Annotated in this window: 16 protein-coding genes; 8 read left to right on the top strand and 8 right to left on the bottom strand. The window is 72.4% G+C overall.

Annotated elements, in window-relative coordinates; all coding sequences use genetic code 11:
* Positions 1–27: 27 nt before the first annotated feature.
* The 7 genes from HAV39_RS38835 to HAV39_RS38805 all read right to left on the bottom strand — a co-directional run bounded on the left by HAV39_RS38835 (position 28) and on the right by HAV39_RS38805 (position 6,795).
* Entirely contained in the window at positions 28–786 is a 759-nt protein-coding gene (locus tag HAV39_RS38835; protein WP_191844100.1) for a DUF6928 family protein, read from the bottom strand.
* A gap of 59 nt (positions 787–845) precedes the next feature.
* The gene (locus HAV39_RS38830) at positions 846–1,907 is read right to left on the bottom strand and encodes an ABC transporter ATP-binding protein (protein ID WP_203736587.1); all 1,062 of its coding nucleotides are present in this window, start codon (positions 1,905–1,907) and stop codon (positions 846–848) included.
* A gap of 2 nt (positions 1,908–1,909) precedes the next feature.
* Complete coding sequence (locus HAV39_RS38825) at positions 1,910–2,734, bottom strand: ABC transporter permease (protein ID WP_191844098.1); 825 nt, start codon at positions 2,732–2,734, stop codon at positions 1,910–1,912.
* Positions 2,722–3,642: an ABC transporter permease gene (locus HAV39_RS38820; protein ID WP_191844097.1), complete on the bottom strand. Its 921-nt coding sequence runs from the start codon at positions 3,640–3,642 to the stop codon at positions 2,722–2,724. The genes HAV39_RS38825 and HAV39_RS38820 overlap by 13 nt, the downstream gene beginning before the upstream one ends.
* 2 nt (positions 3,643–3,644) lie before the next feature.
* Complete coding sequence (locus HAV39_RS38815) at positions 3,645–4,808, bottom strand: ABC transporter substrate-binding protein (RefSeq protein WP_191844096.1); 1,164 nt, start codon at positions 4,806–4,808, stop codon at positions 3,645–3,647.
* Between the two features lie 191 nt (positions 4,809–4,999).
* Positions 5,000–5,701: a phosphonatase-like hydrolase gene (locus HAV39_RS38810; protein WP_275413970.1), complete on the bottom strand. Its 702-nt coding sequence runs from the start codon at positions 5,699–5,701 to the stop codon at positions 5,000–5,002.
* A complete protein-coding gene (locus tag HAV39_RS38805; protein WP_191844095.1) occupies positions 5,698–6,795 on the bottom strand; it encodes a TIGR03364 family FAD-dependent oxidoreductase in 1,098 nt (365 codons plus the stop codon). Before HAV39_RS38805 ends, HAV39_RS38810 begins: the two co-directional genes overlap by 4 nt.
* Before the next feature lie 147 nt (positions 6,796–6,942).
* Between HAV39_RS38805 and HAV39_RS38800 the strand changes: the two genes are divergently transcribed.
* The 7 genes from HAV39_RS38800 to HAV39_RS38770 all read left to right on the top strand — a co-directional run bounded on the left by HAV39_RS38800 (position 6,943) and on the right by HAV39_RS38770 (position 13,856).
* A complete protein-coding gene (locus HAV39_RS38800) occupies positions 6,943–7,635 on the top strand; it encodes a GntR family transcriptional regulator (protein WP_191844094.1) in 693 nt (230 codons plus the stop codon).
* Between the two features lie 37 nt (positions 7,636–7,672).
* Complete coding sequence (locus tag HAV39_RS38795; protein ID WP_239120879.1) at positions 7,673–8,407, top strand: SDR family NAD(P)-dependent oxidoreductase; 735 nt, start codon at positions 7,673–7,675, stop codon at positions 8,405–8,407.
* A gap of 123 nt (positions 8,408–8,530) precedes the next feature.
* Complete coding sequence (locus HAV39_RS38790; protein WP_203736586.1) at positions 8,531–9,037, top strand: (2Fe-2S)-binding protein; 507 nt, start codon at positions 8,531–8,533, stop codon at positions 9,035–9,037.
* A 3-nt stretch (positions 9,038–9,040) separates the two neighbouring features.
* The gene (locus HAV39_RS38785) at positions 9,041–10,045 is read left to right on the top strand and encodes an FAD binding domain-containing protein (protein WP_191844091.1); all 1,005 of its coding nucleotides are present in this window, start codon (positions 9,041–9,043) and stop codon (positions 10,043–10,045) included.
* Positions 10,042–12,273, top strand: a complete 2,232-nt coding sequence (locus HAV39_RS38780) for a xanthine dehydrogenase family protein molybdopterin-binding subunit (RefSeq protein ID WP_191844090.1) — start codon at positions 10,042–10,044, stop codon at positions 12,271–12,273. The genes HAV39_RS38785 and HAV39_RS38780 overlap by 4 nt, the downstream gene beginning before the upstream one ends.
* Before the next feature lie 184 nt (positions 12,274–12,457).
* Positions 12,458–12,919, top strand: a complete 462-nt coding sequence (locus tag HAV39_RS38775; RefSeq protein ID WP_191844089.1) for a hypothetical protein — start codon at positions 12,458–12,460, stop codon at positions 12,917–12,919.
* Between the two features lie 244 nt (positions 12,920–13,163).
* On the top strand, positions 13,164–13,856 hold the full coding sequence (locus HAV39_RS38770; protein WP_191844088.1) for a response regulator transcription factor: 693 nt from the start codon (positions 13,164–13,166) through the stop codon (positions 13,854–13,856).
* Here the strand turns inward: HAV39_RS38770 and HAV39_RS38765 are convergent.
* On the bottom strand, positions 13,835–15,052 hold the full coding sequence (locus HAV39_RS38765) for an acyltransferase family protein (RefSeq protein WP_373311840.1): 1,218 nt from the start codon (positions 15,050–15,052) through the stop codon (positions 13,835–13,837). The two genes, HAV39_RS38770 and HAV39_RS38765, sit on opposite strands and share 22 nt — an antisense overlap.
* A 456-nt stretch (positions 15,053–15,508) precedes the next feature.
* Between HAV39_RS38765 and HAV39_RS38760 the strand changes: the two genes are divergently transcribed.
* Complete coding sequence (locus tag HAV39_RS38760) at positions 15,509–16,651, top strand: NB-ARC domain-containing protein (RefSeq protein WP_191844087.1); 1,143 nt, start codon at positions 15,509–15,511, stop codon at positions 16,649–16,651.
* The last annotated feature ends 123 nt before the right edge of the window (positions 16,652–16,774 follow it).

The raw sequence follows: 16,774 nt of genomic DNA, 5'->3' as shown, positions 1-16,774 counted from the left end.
GACGGCCGCCACCGGCCACGCCTTCTGTCAGAGATCGTCGGCGCCCACCTCGTGGAGACGGCCGTCCGGTCCCATCCGGAACAGGCGCGGCGGCCCCATCGCTGCCCGTATCTGCGCATACTCGGCCTGCCGGGCGGCCTGCTCGGCACCGGTCGGGTCGGTGACCCGGAAGCTGTGCATGTGCACCGTCTCGACCGCGACGTCGTCCGGTTCGGGCATTCCCTCAAGGACGAATCCGAACAGCTCGCGCAGCGCGTCCTCGCCGAGTTCGAGCGGATGGAACGGCAGCGGGTAGGGCTCGTCGTCGGGCCAGCTCAGGTCCGGTTCGACCGGATACTGCCCGGCCCAGTAGGGCAGCTCGAACGCGTACGGCTCGCCGATGTTCTCCACGATGCCACTGTCCGGGGACAGGCTCAGCGACCTCACCAGCCGACCGTCCTCCCAGACCGCGAAGCACAGCCAGTCGACGGCGGAGTGCATCCCGTGCATGACGATCCGCCTGCCCGCACCTAGGGCGAGCAGGTGTTGCGGCAGCTCCGACGGCCGGTCGAGGACCAGCCGCCGGTCGCCGAAGATTTCCGCCCCGGCCAGCACGGCGACGTTGGTGACGTCGTCGGCCGGGTTGGTGTCGTCGAGGGTGGTCTCCTCGTCCCACTCGACCTGGTAGCCGGGGTGGATGCGCCGTACCGCCTGTTCGGCCTCCGCCCGTGCCGCGGGGACCGCGCCCAGCAGGGCTGGGCGCAGGTCCCCGTCGACGAATGCCAGTAACGCCGTCTTCGCACCCACCGCGACTCCCCACGCTCCACCGGACCGAGGTAACGCACCTTAGTGCGGTGGTCGGACGTTCAGCGCGACGCCGACACCCGCACCGGGTGCTCGGCCAGTTCCACCTGCACGGCGGCACCGGGGCCCAGGCCCGAGGCCTGGCGGGTGGCGAGGTCGGCCTTGATCCCGACGCCGCCCGGCAGCTCCACGAACAGCCGGGTGGTCGGCCCGAGGAACGACACCGTCACCACCCGCGCCGGTCCGTCGGCGGCCGCGCTGACCCGCACGTCCTCCGGCCGGATCAGCACGTCCACCGCGGCGTCGCCGGGCAGCTCGCCGATGACCGGCAGCTGCTGCCCGGCGACCTCGACCCGGCCTGATCCGGTCAGCCGTCCGGGAATGCGGTTCATGGTGCCGACGAACTCGGCCACGAACGCCGTCGCCGGGTGGTGGTACAGCTCGATCGGGGTGGCGCACTGCTCCAGCCGCCCGTCGCGCAGCACGGCGACCCGGTCGGCCATGGACAGCGCCTCCTCCTGGTCGTGCGTCACGAAGATCGTCGTGATGCCCAGGTTCTTCTGCAGCCGGGAGATCTCCTCCCGCAGGGTGAGCCGCACCTGCGCGTCCAGCGCCGACAGCGGCTCGTCCAGCAGCAGCACCCGCGGCTGCAAAGCCAGTGCCCGCGCGAGCGCGACCCGCTGCTGCTGGCCGCCGGAGAGCTGGTGCGGGAACCGGTCGCCCTGGGTCGGCAGGCCGACCATCGCCAGCAGCTCGTCGGCGCGGGCCCGACGGGTCGCCGCGTCGACCTTGCGGATACGCGGCCCGAACGCGACGTTGTCGCGCGCGGACAGGTTCGGGAACAGGCTGTACGACTGGAACACCATGCCCGCGTCACGCTTGTCGGCGGGCACCCCGACGATGTCGACGCCGTCGACGAGCACCTGGCCGGAGTCCGGGTGGTCGAAGCCCGCGACCATCCGCAGCGCGGTCGTCTTGCCGCAGCCCGACGGACCGAGCAGCGCGAGCAGCTCACCGGGGGCGACGGTGAGGTCGAGACCGTCCAGCGCCACGGTGCTGCCGAACGTCCGGCGCAGGGCCCGGAACTCGACGCCGGCGCCCGGCTTCGTCTGCGTGATGGTCATGGTCATTCCTCGCTCGCGGTTTTGGCCCGGGTGCCCGCGCTCGACAGCGCCAGCAGCAGCAACCAGGTGATCAGGAGGCTGAGCAGCGACACCGCGACGGACAGTCGCGCCTCGCTGCCGCTGACCTTGACGATCCACACCGGGAACGTCTCGAAGGTCAGGATCCGGGCGATGGTGTACTCCCCCAGCACCAGCGCCAGCGTCAGGAACGCGGCCCCGGCCAGTGAGCTGCGCAGGTTCGGCAGCAGCACCCGGACGAGCACCTGCCACCAGCTCGCTCCGCAGTTGCGGGCGGCCTCGGTCAGGGTGGGCACGTCGATGGCGCGCAGCCCCGAGTCGAGCGAGCGGAAGACGAACGGCAGCGCCAGCACCGTGTACGACAGCACGAGCGCGACCGGGAAGCGTTCGTCCTGCACGGCCAGGAAGGTCTGGTAGAGCGGGGTGTCGGACAGCCGTTCGGGGCCGAGTCGCAGGATGGAGCCGATCCCGGCGACGAACGCGATCGGCGGCACCACCAGCGGCAGGGTGCACAGCACCTCGATGACGCTGCCGAGCCGCCCCGGCCGCAGCCGGACCGCGACCATCGCGGGCACCACCAGAGCCAGCACCAGCACGATCGTGGCGACGGCCAGCAGCAGGGACAGCCCGAGGCCGTCGGTGAAGCCGGGCGCGCTGAGGATGTCCGCGTACGCCTGGCCGGTCAGGCCCTGCCCGGGCACGTCGACGGTGAACACGAACGACGCCACCAGCGGGGCGGCGAAGTAGAGCCCGAACACGGCGAGGACGAGGCCGTGCCAGACGCGGGTCCGGCGGGTCAGCGCAGCCATCGGGCGCTCCGTCGTTGCAGGGGCAGGTAGATGGCCATGACCAGCCCGGCCACGAGCACCATGTCCAGGGCCAGCGCGGACGCGACGCCCTCCTGGCCGATCAGGACGTTGCCCGACAGCGCGTCGGCGATCTGCAGCGTGACCAGGGGCAGCACGCTGCCGACCATGGCCGCGGCGGTGGCGTACGCGGCGAACGCGGTGCCGAACAGCAGCACGAAGCCGCCGAGCAGCGACGGGCCGAGCACGGGCAGGCCGATCAGCCGCCAGAACTGCCAGCCGGTGGCGCCGCAGTTGGCCGCGGCCTCCCGCCACTGCGGGCGCAGCCCGTCCAGTGCCGGGGCGATGACCAGGACCATCAGTGGGATGAGGAAGTACAGGTAGACCACGGCCAGTCCGGCCGGGGTGTACAGGCTCCAGCCGGCCTCGGTGAGGTGCAGCAGCTCGGTCATCACGCCGGAGATGCCCAGGGTGGCGATGAACGCGAAGGCCAGCGGCACGCCGCCGAAGTTGGCCAGCACGCCGGACGCGGTGACGACGAGGTTGCGCAGGCCGGGCAGGCGGCTGGCGACGACGGCCTGGGCCAGCAGCGTGCCGAGCACCACGCCGAGCGCTGCGGTGATCAGCGACAGGTTGATGCTGCTGGTGAGCGCGTCGAGGTAGGCGCCCCGCACGGACCGGGTCAGGTTGTCGGCGGTCAGCGTGGTCGTGTCAGTGGCGCGGTCGGTGACGGTGACCGCGCCGACGCCGACCGCCACCATCGGCAGCCCGAAGAAGACGGTGACGAACACCAGCAGCGGCAGCGCCGCCAGGGAAGCGGAGCTGCGGCGGGGGCGGGCCCCCGCCCGGCCGGACACCGCGGGGGCGGTGTCGGGCACGGACGGGGACACGGTCGTGGCGACGGTCGGCATCGTCAGCCGGCCAGGGCCTTGGCCCAGTTGGCGACCAGGTCGGCCTTGGCCTTGTCGTTCTGCGCGGGGGTCGGGAAGCTCGGCTCGCCGTCGACCTTCGGCAGCGCGGCGACCAGGTCGGCCTGCGCCGAACCATCGGTGATCATGCCGGGCAGCAGGACGGGGCGGGCGAAGCCCTTCAGCCACAGGTTCTGGCCCTCGGCGCTGTAGAGGAACTCCTCCCACAGCCGCGCGGCGGCGGGGTGCGGCGCGTCGAGGTTGATGGCCTGCGAGTAGAAGTTGGCGTACTTGCCGTCGGCGGGGATGGCGACCTTCCAGTCGAGGCCCTTGGCGGCGAACTGCTTGGCGTAGCCGGCGTTGAGGTAGTCCCAGTCCAGGCTGATCGGGGTCTCACCCTTCTCGACCGTGGCCGGGGTGGACTCGACGGGGATGAAGTTGCCGGACTTGTGCAGCGCGGCGAAGAAGTCGATGCCGGGCTGGATGTTGTCGAACGAGCCGCCGTTGGCCAGCGACGCGGCGTACACCGCGGCGATCGCCGAACCGGACTTGGTCGGGTTGCCGTTGAGGGCGACCTTGCCCTTGTACTCGGGCTTCTTCAGGTCGGCGAAGGTCTGCGGGCAGACCGCGATGCGCTTGGCGTCGCAGCCGATCGAGACGTAGCCGCCGTAGTCGTTGAACCAGCGGCCCTCGGCGTCCTTCTGCGAGGCCGGGATCTTGTCCCACGCGGCGACCTTGTACGGCGCGAACAGGCCCTCCTGCGCGCCGCTGATGGCGAACGCGACGCCGAGGTCGAGCACGTCAGGGGCACGGTCCTGGCCCTTGAGGGTCTTCACCGCGGTGATCTCGTCGGAGCTGGACCCGTCCGGGTTGTCGCTGTTGACCTTGATGCCGTACTTCTTGCTGAAGGTGTCGATGATCTCGCCGTAGTTGGCCCAGTCCGGCGGCAGCGTGATGACGTTGAGCTGGCCCTCCTTCTTGGCGGCGGCGATCAGGCCGTCCATGCCGCCGAAGTCGGACAGCGAGACGGCCTTGTCGGCGGCCACGCCGGCGGGGGTGGTGGGCGCCTCCTCCTTCGCGCCGCACGCGGCGGCGGCCAGGGCCGTGGTCAAGGACAGCGCCAGGACGGCGGCCACGCGGCCGGTCCGGCGGGAGAATACGGAGTGCATCTGCTGGTCTCCCAGGTGTGTCGGGTGTGCAGGCGAGCCCAGTAGGCACGCCGGGGGTGTCGGTGAGCTGAACTGCGTGACATCAATCCCCCGCGCCGGACTGAACAAGGCAGGCGACGTGCACGGATCGTGTGCGAAGTCACCGGCCGCGCGGCTCCCGGCGACGGCGCGGGGCCGCCGGGAACCGCCGGTCATGGCTGCCCGAGCAGCGCGGGCAGTTCGGCCACGGCGGCCAGCAGGTGGGTCGCGCCCGCGGCGGCCAGGTCCGCGCGGCCGTGCGCGCCGCCGAGCACCCCGGCGACGACACCCGCCCCGGCGCGGACGCCGCAGCCGATGTCGTTGACGCTGTCGCCGGCCACGGCGATCGCGCGCACGTCGTCGACGCCCAGCCGCAGCGCCGCGTGCAGCACCAGGTCCGGGTACGGCCGGCCGCGCAGCCCGTCGCCGGGCACCAGGGCCAGGTCGACCAGGTCACGCCAGCCCAGGGCGTCGATGATCGCGTCCTGGGTGGGCCGGGAGAACCCGGTCGTGAGCACGACCGCGACGCCGGCTTCGCGCAGTGCGGCGATCGCCTCCGCGGCCCCGGGCAGGGCGCTGACCTCGCCCGCGCCGACCAGGTCGGCGTAAGCCTGCTCGAATGCGGCGTTGGCGCGCTGGGCGGCCGCCTCGTCGCCGTCGAAGATCTCCCGGAACACCACGATCTTCGACATGCCCATGGTGCGGCGCACGACGATCAGCCCGGCGGCGTGCCCGCTGGTGCCGGGCTCGACGCCCTGCGCGGCCAGGGCCACCGAGGCGGCCCGTTCGACCAGGCCGCCGTCGCTGACGGTGGTGCCGGCCATGTCCAGGCAGGCCAGCCGGAGTCGGGGCAGTTCGGTCCAGGGGTGGTTCACGCGAAGGTCTCCTCTGCGATCGCCGGGGACAGGGTCATGCCCCGGCCGCCCGGTCCGGTCACGACGGTCACGCCCGGCGCGGGCTGCGCCCGGTGGTAGATGGCGTCGTCGGTGGTCTGCGAGTACACGCCCGCCCAGCGGCGCACGATCGGGGGCAGCGTCCGGCCGAGCAGCTGCTCGGCGACGGCCCGCACGTAGTCGTAGTACCGCTCGTCGACGTCGAAGGCGAAGGGTTCGGCGTACTCGTGGGTGTCGCCGATGGTCAGGCTGCCGTCGAGGCGCTGCACCAGCAGCAGCTGCATCTTGCCGGCCGCGGCGACCGGGGCCTGCGGCGGCAGCGCGGCAAGGGCGGGCGTCTGCCAGGCCGGGTAGTAGCGCAGCGAGTCACCGTCGGCCAGCGACGTGGTCAGCGGCTCGTCGAGCGGCGCGGTCTGCATCATCTGCAGGCGCACCCGCCGCAGCGGCGCGGCCGACAGGTGCGTGCCGGACAGTCCGGTGTGGGCGGCCCCGGTGCACTGCACGACGAGGTCGGCGTCATGGCGTACACCCAGGTGGTCGACGACCGACGGCCCGCCGGACAGCTCGCGGACCTCCCGGCCGGGCAGCCACCGGTAGCGGCCGGTGGCCGCGAGCGCGTCGCGCAGCGCCTGCGGCACCTGACGGGACTCCACGGCGGCGTCGCGCTCGCACAGCACGGCGGCCAGCAGCTCGCCGCGCACCGCCGGGTTGACCCGCCGGACCTCGTCCGCCTCCAGCAGCCGCAGGCCGCGCTCGGCGGCGTCGGGCCGGGCGCAGACCTCCTGCGCGACCGCCAGCTCGGCGGGGGTGCGCAGCACCGTCAGCGAGCCGTTGGCGCGGAAGCCTACGCCGGGCACGTCGCGGCCGATCTCCTCCCACAGCTGCCGGGCGCTCAGCGCCAGGTCCAGCTCGGGTCCGGTGGCCCGGCCGGAGACCCAGACCAGGCCGAAGTTGCGCACGCTCGCACCGCGCGTCCCGGCCTCGCGTTCGAGGTGGACGACCTCGTGGCCGCGCCGGACGGCGGACCGGGCCTGCATCAGCCCCAGGATGCCGCCGCCGACGATGATCACGCGCATGGTGCCGTCCTCCGAGAAGCTTGTGTAGACAACCTCGGCGCTGACTGTCCACGCGGGCGGTTGACGGAATGTGAACACCGGTTGCAGCCAGGAAGAAGGCTGCCGCAACGGGCAGCCGTCCTGTCTAGCCCGCCTTAGGATGTGCGGATGGACGTCCCGACCTACCTGGTGCTGGCCGACCGGCTCGAACGCGAGCTGTCCGCCGAACCCGCGGGCGCGCGCGTGCCGTCCGAACACGAGCTGGCCCGCCGGCACGCCGTGAACCGGCTGACCGCGCGGGCCGCGCTGGACGAGCTGGAGCAGCGGCGGGTCGTGCGCCGGCGGCGCGGCAGCGGCACGTTCGTGAGCCGCCGCTACGACATGACCGTCACACCACAGTCGGCGCTGAGCTGGTCACAGGTGGTCCGGGCGGCGGGCGGCAGCGCACGGGCCGAGGTCGTCGACGCCCCGGCGCAGGCCCCACCCGAGGACCTCGGCGACGGCGTGGACGTGCTGGTGCTGCACCGCGTCGGCTGGGTCGACGGGCAGCGGGCCCTGTGCAAGACCAGCTGGCTCGCCGGCGACCTCGTGCCCGGCCTGCACGAGGCCCTGCCCCGGCACGATTCCCTGTTCACCACCCTGGAGCAGGCCTACGGCCTGCGCCCGCGGCGGCACGCCCTGCGCGCCGAGATCACGGCCCCGCCACCGGCCGTCCGGGAGATCCTGGACCTGCCCCGCAACACCGAGGTCGTCTGGATCGCCAGCCGCACCGACAGCGAACGCACCGGCCGTGCCGTCGAGGTCACCCACTCCTGGCTGCGCGCCGACCTGTTCCGCCTGGTGGTCGACCTGCGGGCCTGACCGGGCCGCCCCGCGCCGCCCTGGCATGATCGCGCCCGTGACGACACGCGTAGCCCTCATCACCGGCAGCTCCCGAGGCCTGGGCCGGACGATCGCCCGGCGGCTGGCCCGCGACGGCATGGCCGTGGCCGTCAACGGCCGCCAGGAGAAGCCCCTCGCCGAGCTGGTCGACGAGATCCGCGCCGAAGGCGGCACCGCGGCCGCGTTCCCGGCGGACGTCACCGACGCCGATGACGTGACCCGGCTGGCCGATGCGATCACGTCGCAGCTCGGCCCGGTGGACGTGCTGGTGCTCAACGCCACCGGACCGCAGCCCGAGGCGCTGATCGCCGACGCCGACCGGGCGGCGTTCGAGGCGCAGCTGGCGTTCTTCGTACACAGTCCGGTGCTGCTCGGACGGGCGCTGACGCCCGGCATGACCGCGCGCGGCTACGGCCGCATCGTGCACGTCGACTCGGAGGTCGCCGACCGGCCGCAGCCGGGCTGGTCGGCGTACGCCACCGCGAAGAACGCGCAGATCGGCCTCGCCCGCGCCTGGGCGCGCGAGCTGGCCCCGCACGGCATCACGGTGAACAGTGTCGCGCCCGGGTGGATCCCGGTCGAGCGGCACGAGGGGTCCTCCGTGGACGGTTACCTGGCCACGGTGCCCGCGGGGCGGATGGGCACGCCGGAGGACATCGCGCACGTGGTCGCCTTCCTGGCCGGCGAGGGCGCGGGCTTCGTCACCGGGCAGCGCGTCGTCGTCGACGGCGGCCGCAGCCTGCACGCGTGAGCCCGGCCGTGTCTCGGTAACGGCACCCGGTAGCCGGATTTGTCATAAAATCCGGTGATGTGGCCGCCGTGCGGACCGCAGCGCCGACCGGGTGCGCGGGCGGCGGGGGCACCGGGAGGCGAAATGGCTGCCACGGCCTCGACCGCCGCGGGCTCGGCGCACGAACTCGACCTGGCGTGCACGGTCAACGGCGAGCCGGTGCGGCTGCGCGTCGACACCCGCGAGTCACTGCTCGACGTGCTGCGCGAGCGGCTCGGCGTGACCGGCCCGAAGAAGGGCTGCGACCACGGCCAGTGCGGCGCGTGCACGGTGCACCTCGACGGCCGCCGGGTGGTGTCCTGCCTGACGCCCGCGGTGCAGGTGACCGGCGCCGACGTGACCACGGTCGAGGGCGTGGCCGGGCCCGACGGCGAGCTGCACCCGTTGCAGCAGGCGTTCATCGACCACGACGCCCTGCAGTGCGGCTACTGCACCCCGGGCCAGCTCATGTCCGGGCTGGCCTGCCTGGCCGAAGGGCACGCCGGGGACGACGACGAGGTGCGCGAGTACATGAGCGGCAATCTCTGCCGGTGCGGCGCGTACGCGGGCATCGTCGCCGCGGTCCGGGCCGTCGCCGAGCAGGGGCGCTGAGCCGTGCGCCCGTTCGCGTACACCAAGGTCGAGACCGTCGCCGAAGCCGTCGGCGCGCTGGCCGCGGCCGGTCCGCGGGCGCGGCTGCTGGCGGGCGGCACGACGCTGTACGACCTGATGAAGCTGGAGATCGAGACCCCGTCGGCGGTGGTGGACGTGCACCGGGTCGCCGACCTGGCCGGTTTCGACACCTCCGGCGACACCGAGCTGGTCTTCGGCGCGGGCGCGCGGATGGCCGACGTGGCCGAGGACGCCCGGCTGCGCGGCGACTACCCGGCGCTGTCGGAGTCGCTGTGGCGGGCGGCGTCGCAGCAGCTGCGCAACATGGCCACGCTCGGCGGGAACCTGCTGCAGCGCACCCGCTGCCCGTACTTCCGGGGCGGGGAGCCGTTCGCCTGCAACAAGCGCCGGCCGGGCAGCGGCTGCGCCGCGCAGGAAGGCCTCGACCGCTCGCACGCCCTGTTCGGCGGCAGCGAGCACTGCATCGCGGTGTATCCGGGCGACTGGGCCACGGCGCTGGTCGCGTTCGATGCCGAGGTGGACGTGCTCGGGCCGGGCGGGGCCCGCAGCCTGCCGCTGGCGCGGCTGCACCGCGAGCCCGGCGACACCCCGCACCACGAGCACACCCTCGAACCCGGCGAGATCATCACCGCGGTGCGGGTGCCGGTCACCCCGGCGGGCCGCGGGTCGGCCTACCTGAAGATCCGAGACCGGGAGTCGTACGCGTTCGCGCTGGTGTCCGCGGCGGTCGCGCTGACCCTCGACGGCGACGGCCGGGTCGGCCAGTGCCGCATCGCCGTCGGCGGCGTGGCCACCCGTCCGTGGCGGGTGCCCGCGGCCGAGCAGGCGCTGCGCGGCAACACGATCACCGAGGCGAGCGCCCGCGCCGCCGGGGAGGCCGCGTTCGCCGGCGCGCGGCCGGGCCGCGCCAACGCGTTCAAGATCGAGCTGGGTACGCGCACCGTCGCCGACGCGGTGCGCCTGGCCGGAAGCAGGGCGGCCGCATGAGCCCGCAGCCCGTGGACACCCGGGCCCAGGACACGCAGCCCGTCGACACCAGGCGCGTCGACGCCCGCGAGAAGGTCACCGGCGCCGCGCTGTACGCCACCGACCTGCACCCCGACCAGCTCGCCCACGCCACGCTCGCCACCGCGACCATCGGCCGCGGCCGCATCGCCGAACTGGACGTCTCCGCCGCCGCCGCGGTGCCCGGCGTCCTGCTCGTGCTCTCCCATCTCGACCACCTGGACCTGCAGTCCCCCGGGTTCGTGATGGGCGGCGGCTACGGCGTGCAGAGCCTGCAGCCGCTGCTCGACGACCGCATCGCCTACCGCGGCCAGGCCATCGCCCTGGTCGTCGCCGAAACGCTGACCGCGGCGACCGAGGCCGCGAACCTGGTACGCGCCCGCTACGAGACCGAGCCGTTCGCGGCCACCCTCGACTCCCCCGGCGTCGAGCGCATCGCCCAGCCCACGGCCATCCCGCTGCCGTTCCTGGCCGACATCGACGTCGGGGACGCCGAATCCGCGTACGCGGCCGCGCCGCTGCACGTCGACGCCACCTACGACCAGCCCGCGCAGCACCAGAACCCGATGGAGCTGATCGGCGCGACCGTCTGGTGGCGCGGCGACACCCTGGTCGTGCACGAGGGCACCCAGAGCGCCGGTGCCATCCGCCACGGGCTGGCCCAGCAGCTCGGCATCGACGCCGCGAACGTCGAAGTCGTCTCGCCGTACACCGGCGGCGGATTCGGGCAGAAGAACTCGCTCCAGATCCACATCGCTCCCCTGGCCGTGGCCGCCCGCAGGCTCGGCCGCCCGGTCCAGCTCGTCGTGTCGCGCGCGCAGCTGTTCCACCACACCAGCTTCCGGCCCGCGAGCCGGCACCGGATCCGGCTGGGCGCCGACGAGCACGGCCGCATGGTCGCCGCGATCCACGAGGTCGAGCACCAGACCTCCCGGCACGACCTGTTCCCGCTGATGTACAACGAGATCACCGCACGGCTGTACGGCATCCGCGACTTCCGCGGCCGGCAGACCTTCGCCCGCATGGACACCCAGACCCCCGGCTTCATGCGCGCCCCGTTCGAGCACCCGGCGGCGTTCGCGTTCGAGTCCGCCGTCGACGAGCTCGCCTACGCCGCCAACCGCGACCCGCTCGAATTCCGCCTCGCCAACGACACGACCGTCGACCCGGTCAGCGGCGAGCCGTTCTCGTCCCGCCACCTGGCCCAGTGCCTGCGCCGCGGCGCGAAGACGTTCGGCTGGAGCGCCCGCCGGCAGCGCCCGGCCAGCATGCGCGCCGAAGACGGCTCGCTGGTCGGCTGGGGCGTCGCGGTCGGCGCGTACCCGGCGTCGATCGTGCCCGCCACCTCGCACGTGGTCGCCGGCGCGGACGGCCGGGTCCGCGTCGAGGTCGACGGGCACGAGATGGGCCAGGGCATCCGGTCCACCATCGCCCTCCTGGTCGCCGACGACCTCGGCATCGACGTGCGGCACGTCGACATCGTCGTCGGCGACACCCGGGTCGCCACGCAGCACCTGACCGCCGGGTCCTGGGGCACCGCCTCCGCGCTCGGCGCGGTGCACGCGGCGCTGCGAGAACTGCGCAAGCAGCTCGGCGCGGACGTCGGCGGCCCGGTGGACGTCTCCGCCGCGGTCCGCGCGGCGAGCCGCGACACCGTCGAGGCTCGTGCCGCGACGCTCGGGCCGGGCCAGACGGAGCAGGACGCCGAGCGCGCCCGCCAGGGTCACCCCGTCATCGCCGGGCCGGAGTTCCCCGGATACAGCACGTTCAGCTGGATCGCCCACTTCGTCGAGGTGCGCGTCGAGCCGACGACCTGCCGCATCCGCGTGCCCCGCGTCGTCAGCGTCGCCGACTGCGGCCGGGTCGCCAGCCCCGTCACCGCCGCCAGCCAGGTGCGCGGCGGCATCGTCTGGGGCATCGGCGCGAGCCTGCGCGAAGCCGGCGAGGTCGACCCCCGCTACGGCGGCTTCCTCAACGCCAGCCTCGAGGAATACCCGGTGCCGGTCAACGCCGACATCGGCACCCTCGACGTCGACTTCATCGGCGAACCCGACCTGCGCTTCCACCCGGTCGGGGTGAAGGGCCTCGGCGAGGTCAGCATGGTCGGCGTCGCTGCGGCCGTCGCCAACGCCGTCTTCCACGCCACCGGCGTACGCCACCGCCGCCTGCCGATCCGCATCGAGGACGTGCTCGCCGGGGCGACCGCGTAGACCGACGTGCCCGCTGTGCGCCGCCTGTGATCACTGGACGTCGCCTGTACACAATCCACGCATCCCGGCACGGAACCGACACCGTCGCGTCCAGCTGCCAGGACTGTCGGAGGTTGCCTGGGCGCTTCGCCGAGGAAATCGCGTCAGCGTCGAAAGCTCACCGATCCCAAGGAGGCGAGCTTCCATGATGAAGTTCTCGAAGAAGACCCTGGTCACGGCCGGAGCAGCGGGTGTACTGGCGCTGGGCATCGCGGCGCCCGCCACGGCATGGGCGGCCGAAGGCAGCGGATCCACGTCCACCGCGACCTCGTCGCAAGGCAAGGACACGGGCGGCCAGCGGGCCGAGCATCAGCAGAAACTGGCCGAGGCCCTCGCCAAGGAACTCGGCGTCGACCAGGCCAAGGTCTCGGCCGCGCTGGAGAAGGTGCAGTCCCAGCTGCGCCACGACGGCAAGGCCCGTGACAAGACCGGCGACAAGACCGCCGACCGCGCGCAGCAGCTCAAGGACCGGCTGGCCGCGGCCGTCAAGGCCGGCAAGCTGACCCAGGTCGAAGCAGACGCGATCACCAAGGCGGCCGAGGCGGGCGTCCTCGGCGGCCACGGCCACGCACCGGACCGAGCCTCCTCCAGCGAGTCCGGCAAGTGACCCGGCGGGCGGCGTCCGGAGCACTCCGGACGCCGCCCGCTCGCGGTCAAGACGTGAGCACCGTGTGAGCGAACCAGCTCATGCCGCGCTAACAGGACATGCGGTGGGCTGTCCCCATGAACCACGTGCGCACCCCGCTCCCCCGACGATTCCGCCCGCGACGACATCCGCTCGGCCGCGGCCTCCGGCGGACGCCGAGCGGGCCCGGCGTCACCATCGCGTGCGCGTAAACGGTTCCGTGCCCATGGCTCGCGTACTCCTGATCGACGACCATCGCCCGGCCCGCGAAGGGCTGCGCCTGGCCCTGACCCGGCACGGCCATACCGTCGACACCGCCGACAGCGGCGAGCAGGGCCTCGCCCGGCTGCGCACGTTCGCCGCCCAGGTCGTCGTGCTCGACCTCGCACTGCCCGGCATGGACGGCTTCGACGTGTGCCGCCACCTGCGGGACGAAGGCGACCTGCCGATCATCGTGTTGACCGCCCGCGACGACGACATCGACGTCGTCGCCGCCCTGGAGGCGGGCGCCGACGACTACGTGGTCCAGCCGGTGCACGCCCGGATCGTCGAAGCACGCATCCGCGCGGTCCTGCGGCGTGCCTGCCGTACCTCGGGCAGATCGGCTCGGCCCGAGGGATCCGAGCAGCACGGCGCGCTGAGCATCAACCGGGCCTCGCTCTGCGTCGGCAAACACGGCCGGCGCGTCCGGCTCGCCCCGACCGAGATGCGGCTGCTGCTCACCCTGTCGGCCACACCCGGCCGCGTGCACAGCCGCCACCAGCTGCTCGAAGCCGTCTGGCAGCACGACTTCCTCGGCGACTCCCGCCTGGTCGACGCCTGCGTGCAACGCCTGCGCGCCAAGATCGAGGACGACACGACCACCCCGGTGTACGTGCAGACGGTCCGCGGCTTCGGCTACCGCTTCGGCCCCCTGTGAACCCACGCCCCGCCCCTTGATCCGACTTCCGACGGCCGGGGCCGCTCGGATTCGGGCATCGGCGAAGCGGACAGCGCCGTTTCTGGTCCCGCCTCGGCGATCTGGGTTGGTCCTGCTGGGGCGAGCCCAGCCCCGGCACGCCTGCGCGGCAGGTCGAACAGCCACGATGCGCCCAGGCCGAGCAGCACCCAGTGGATCAGCAGGCAGAGTGCGATAACCACGGCCGACAGCACCACCGGATAGCACAGCGCGGCGATGATCTGGCCGGTGAAGCCGAGGTTCGAGATCGGATCGTGCAGCGCCAGGTGCAGCAGGGCCAGCACCGGCATGTGGATCACGTAGATCGGCAGGGTGCGGCGTCCCAGTGCGGCGAGCGGGCCGCCGATGGCAGGGCTTCGGGAGAGGCGGGCGGCTGCGGTCACCCCGAACGCCACCGCGACGAGGCCGACGGCGAGCCATACGCCGGGCCAGCGCTGCGCACCCGCTGCGGCCATGGCGGCCAGCGCGGTCGCGTACGCGAGGAAGGAAAGCACGATCCGGCGACTGGTGACGGTCTCCGCCCAGCGCTCGATGACGGGCCGGAAATAGGCGCCCGCGAGGAAGAACACCAGGTTCTGGTACAGACCGCCGCGATCACCGGGAGTGGCGAGCACGCCCGCCGCGGTGATCGCCGACAGGGCTGCGGCGGCGGTGAGCACCACGGTGCGTGGCACCCGGTGCAGCGCTTTGGCGATGACGAAGTAGGCCGCGAGGGCGTAGAGGTACCACAGGTTCGACGGTGTGATGGTGAGCTGTTCCAGCAGGGCGAGGGCCGAGTCCGCACGGGCGGTGGCGAAGTCCGGCACGGCGCTGAGGAGCACGGTGTGGATCAGCAGCCAGGCGGCGTACAGGTAGAGGAACTTGGCGACGCGCGATCGTGCGGTCTGTCGCCAGGTCCGGGCCAGGGCGGTGGTCGCGAAGACACCGGAAATGGTGAAGAACAGGGGCATCCTCAGCGGGAGCAGCTGTTCCCCGAGAGTGCCCCAGGCACCGGGCAGGGGGATGCCGATGTGCCAATCCACCTGCAGGTAGTCCTTCATGACCACATGCCACAGCACGACGAGCACGATGCAGGCGCCTTTGGCGGTGTCCGCCCACAATGCGCGCGGTCGCGTCTGCGCTGTGATGGCTGATGGCGGAGTCTTTTCTGTTCGCACCGCCCGAAACTGCCAACGTGATGTCCGCGCCTGTCGCGCAAAGCGTCACGAGATCGTCACAAGTGTGACGTCGCCCAGGCCCGCTTGACGGGTCAGTCCCAGCCTGCGGTTGCTTCCGAAGACGGCAGCAAGCACCAACGTGCCTTGCGTTGCCCGTACGCGCCGTCCCGGATCGCCGCCGAAGGCGCGTGGAAGCGTTCGAAACGAGTACCGCCATCGTCGGTCGTTCTAGAGCATCCCTCCGTTGTCGATCGAACTCGAATACCCGGACGGAGCTATGTGATCTATATATGCGTGGATGATCGGCGGATGGGTCGGGCCGCGTGCGGTTGGGATCATGGCTGCGTGACAGGTGGGGTATCTGGGCGCAGTCGTCCGCTTCTGGTGTGGGTGCTGGCGGTGCTCGCAGGCCTCGCAACGTTAACGGGTCTGCTGCTGGGAGCTGCTACGAATGTCGTGACCGGACTGCTGCCGCCGGAGTGGGCCTGGGCCAGGGACTTTGGGGTCATGGGGTATGTCGCTGGCGGTTTGGCGGCATTGCTGGTGGTGCTAGCGGTGGCGGTGCAACGGTTGTCCTCCGTAGTGCCGGGGGCGGACGCTGCCGGATGGCCGCGGCAGTCTGGCGTGATCCCAGGGGAGGCGTTCGGATTTCAAGTGCGTGAGGTGGGTGCGCGCATATCGTCGGCACTCGCCCACGACGGCGACGTGGTGCTGTTCGGGCTGGGTGGGGCGGGCAAGTCACAGCTGGCGGCCTGGGCAGTGCGCCGCCTGTGGGGCTTGCGGTCCTGGCGTGGTCGGCGGTCGGTCGATTTGCTCGTATGGGTGGCCGCGTCATCGCGTGATGCGATCGTGGCGGCGTACGCGCAGGCTGCCCACGAGGTCGGTGTGGGTGGCACGGATGACAGCGAGAAGGCGGCGGGCAGGTTCCTGACGTGGCTGCAGGTGTCAGGTCGGCGATGGCTGGTCGTTCTCGACGGTTTGGATGATCTGGACGCTGTGCAGGGGTTGTGGCCGCCGCAGCAGCCAGCGGGCCGAGTCCTGGTGACTACGCGCCGGCGGGAGGCGTCGCTGGCAGCGCCTGGCCGCACGCAGATGGAGATCGGGATGTTTACCGCTGCCGAAGCACGCGGCTATCTGGTGGGCAAGGTGCCCGGTGCCGATCTGGCCGAGGTCGATGGGTTGGCTGCGGATCTGCGGTGGCTGCCGCTGGCGCTGGCGCACGCGGGTGCATTCATGGCCAACGAGAGGATGGATGTGGCTACGTATCGGAGGCTGCTGGGTGAGCGTGGCCGAAGGTTGTCGGAGTTGCTGGCCGACTCGGGACTGCCGGATGACTACGCGCGGCCGGTGTCGACGACGTTGTCGCTGTCGGTGGAAGAGGCTGACAAGCTGACGCCTGCCGGGTTGGCGCGACCGATGCTGTGGCTGCTGAGCGTGCTCGATCCTGACGGCGTACCGTGGGAGGTTGCGGCGACGGACGCGGTCTACCGGTGGCTGGCGACTTCCTGGGGTGGCGGGGCTGTAAACGAAGTTCAGGCGCGTGGGGCCGTGAACGCACTACGCCGGTTCAGCCTGGCCAGTGCCGACGAGCGGGTCTGAGGTTCCCCCGATAACCCGGAGACTTTCGATCATGGTCTGATAGACCCTGACCAGGAGGTTTTCGTGCCCGCCCCTCGCAAGTACCCGGACGAGCTGCGCCAGCGCGCTGTGCGGCTCTACCGG

This window comes from Catellatospora chokoriensis, assembly GCF_011297315.1.
GTDB lineage: Bacteria > Actinomycetota > Actinomycetes > Mycobacteriales > Micromonosporaceae > Catellatospora > Catellatospora citrea.
Note: the sequence above shows the minus strand (reverse complement) of the source record. Positions and strands in the feature narration are given on the sequence as shown.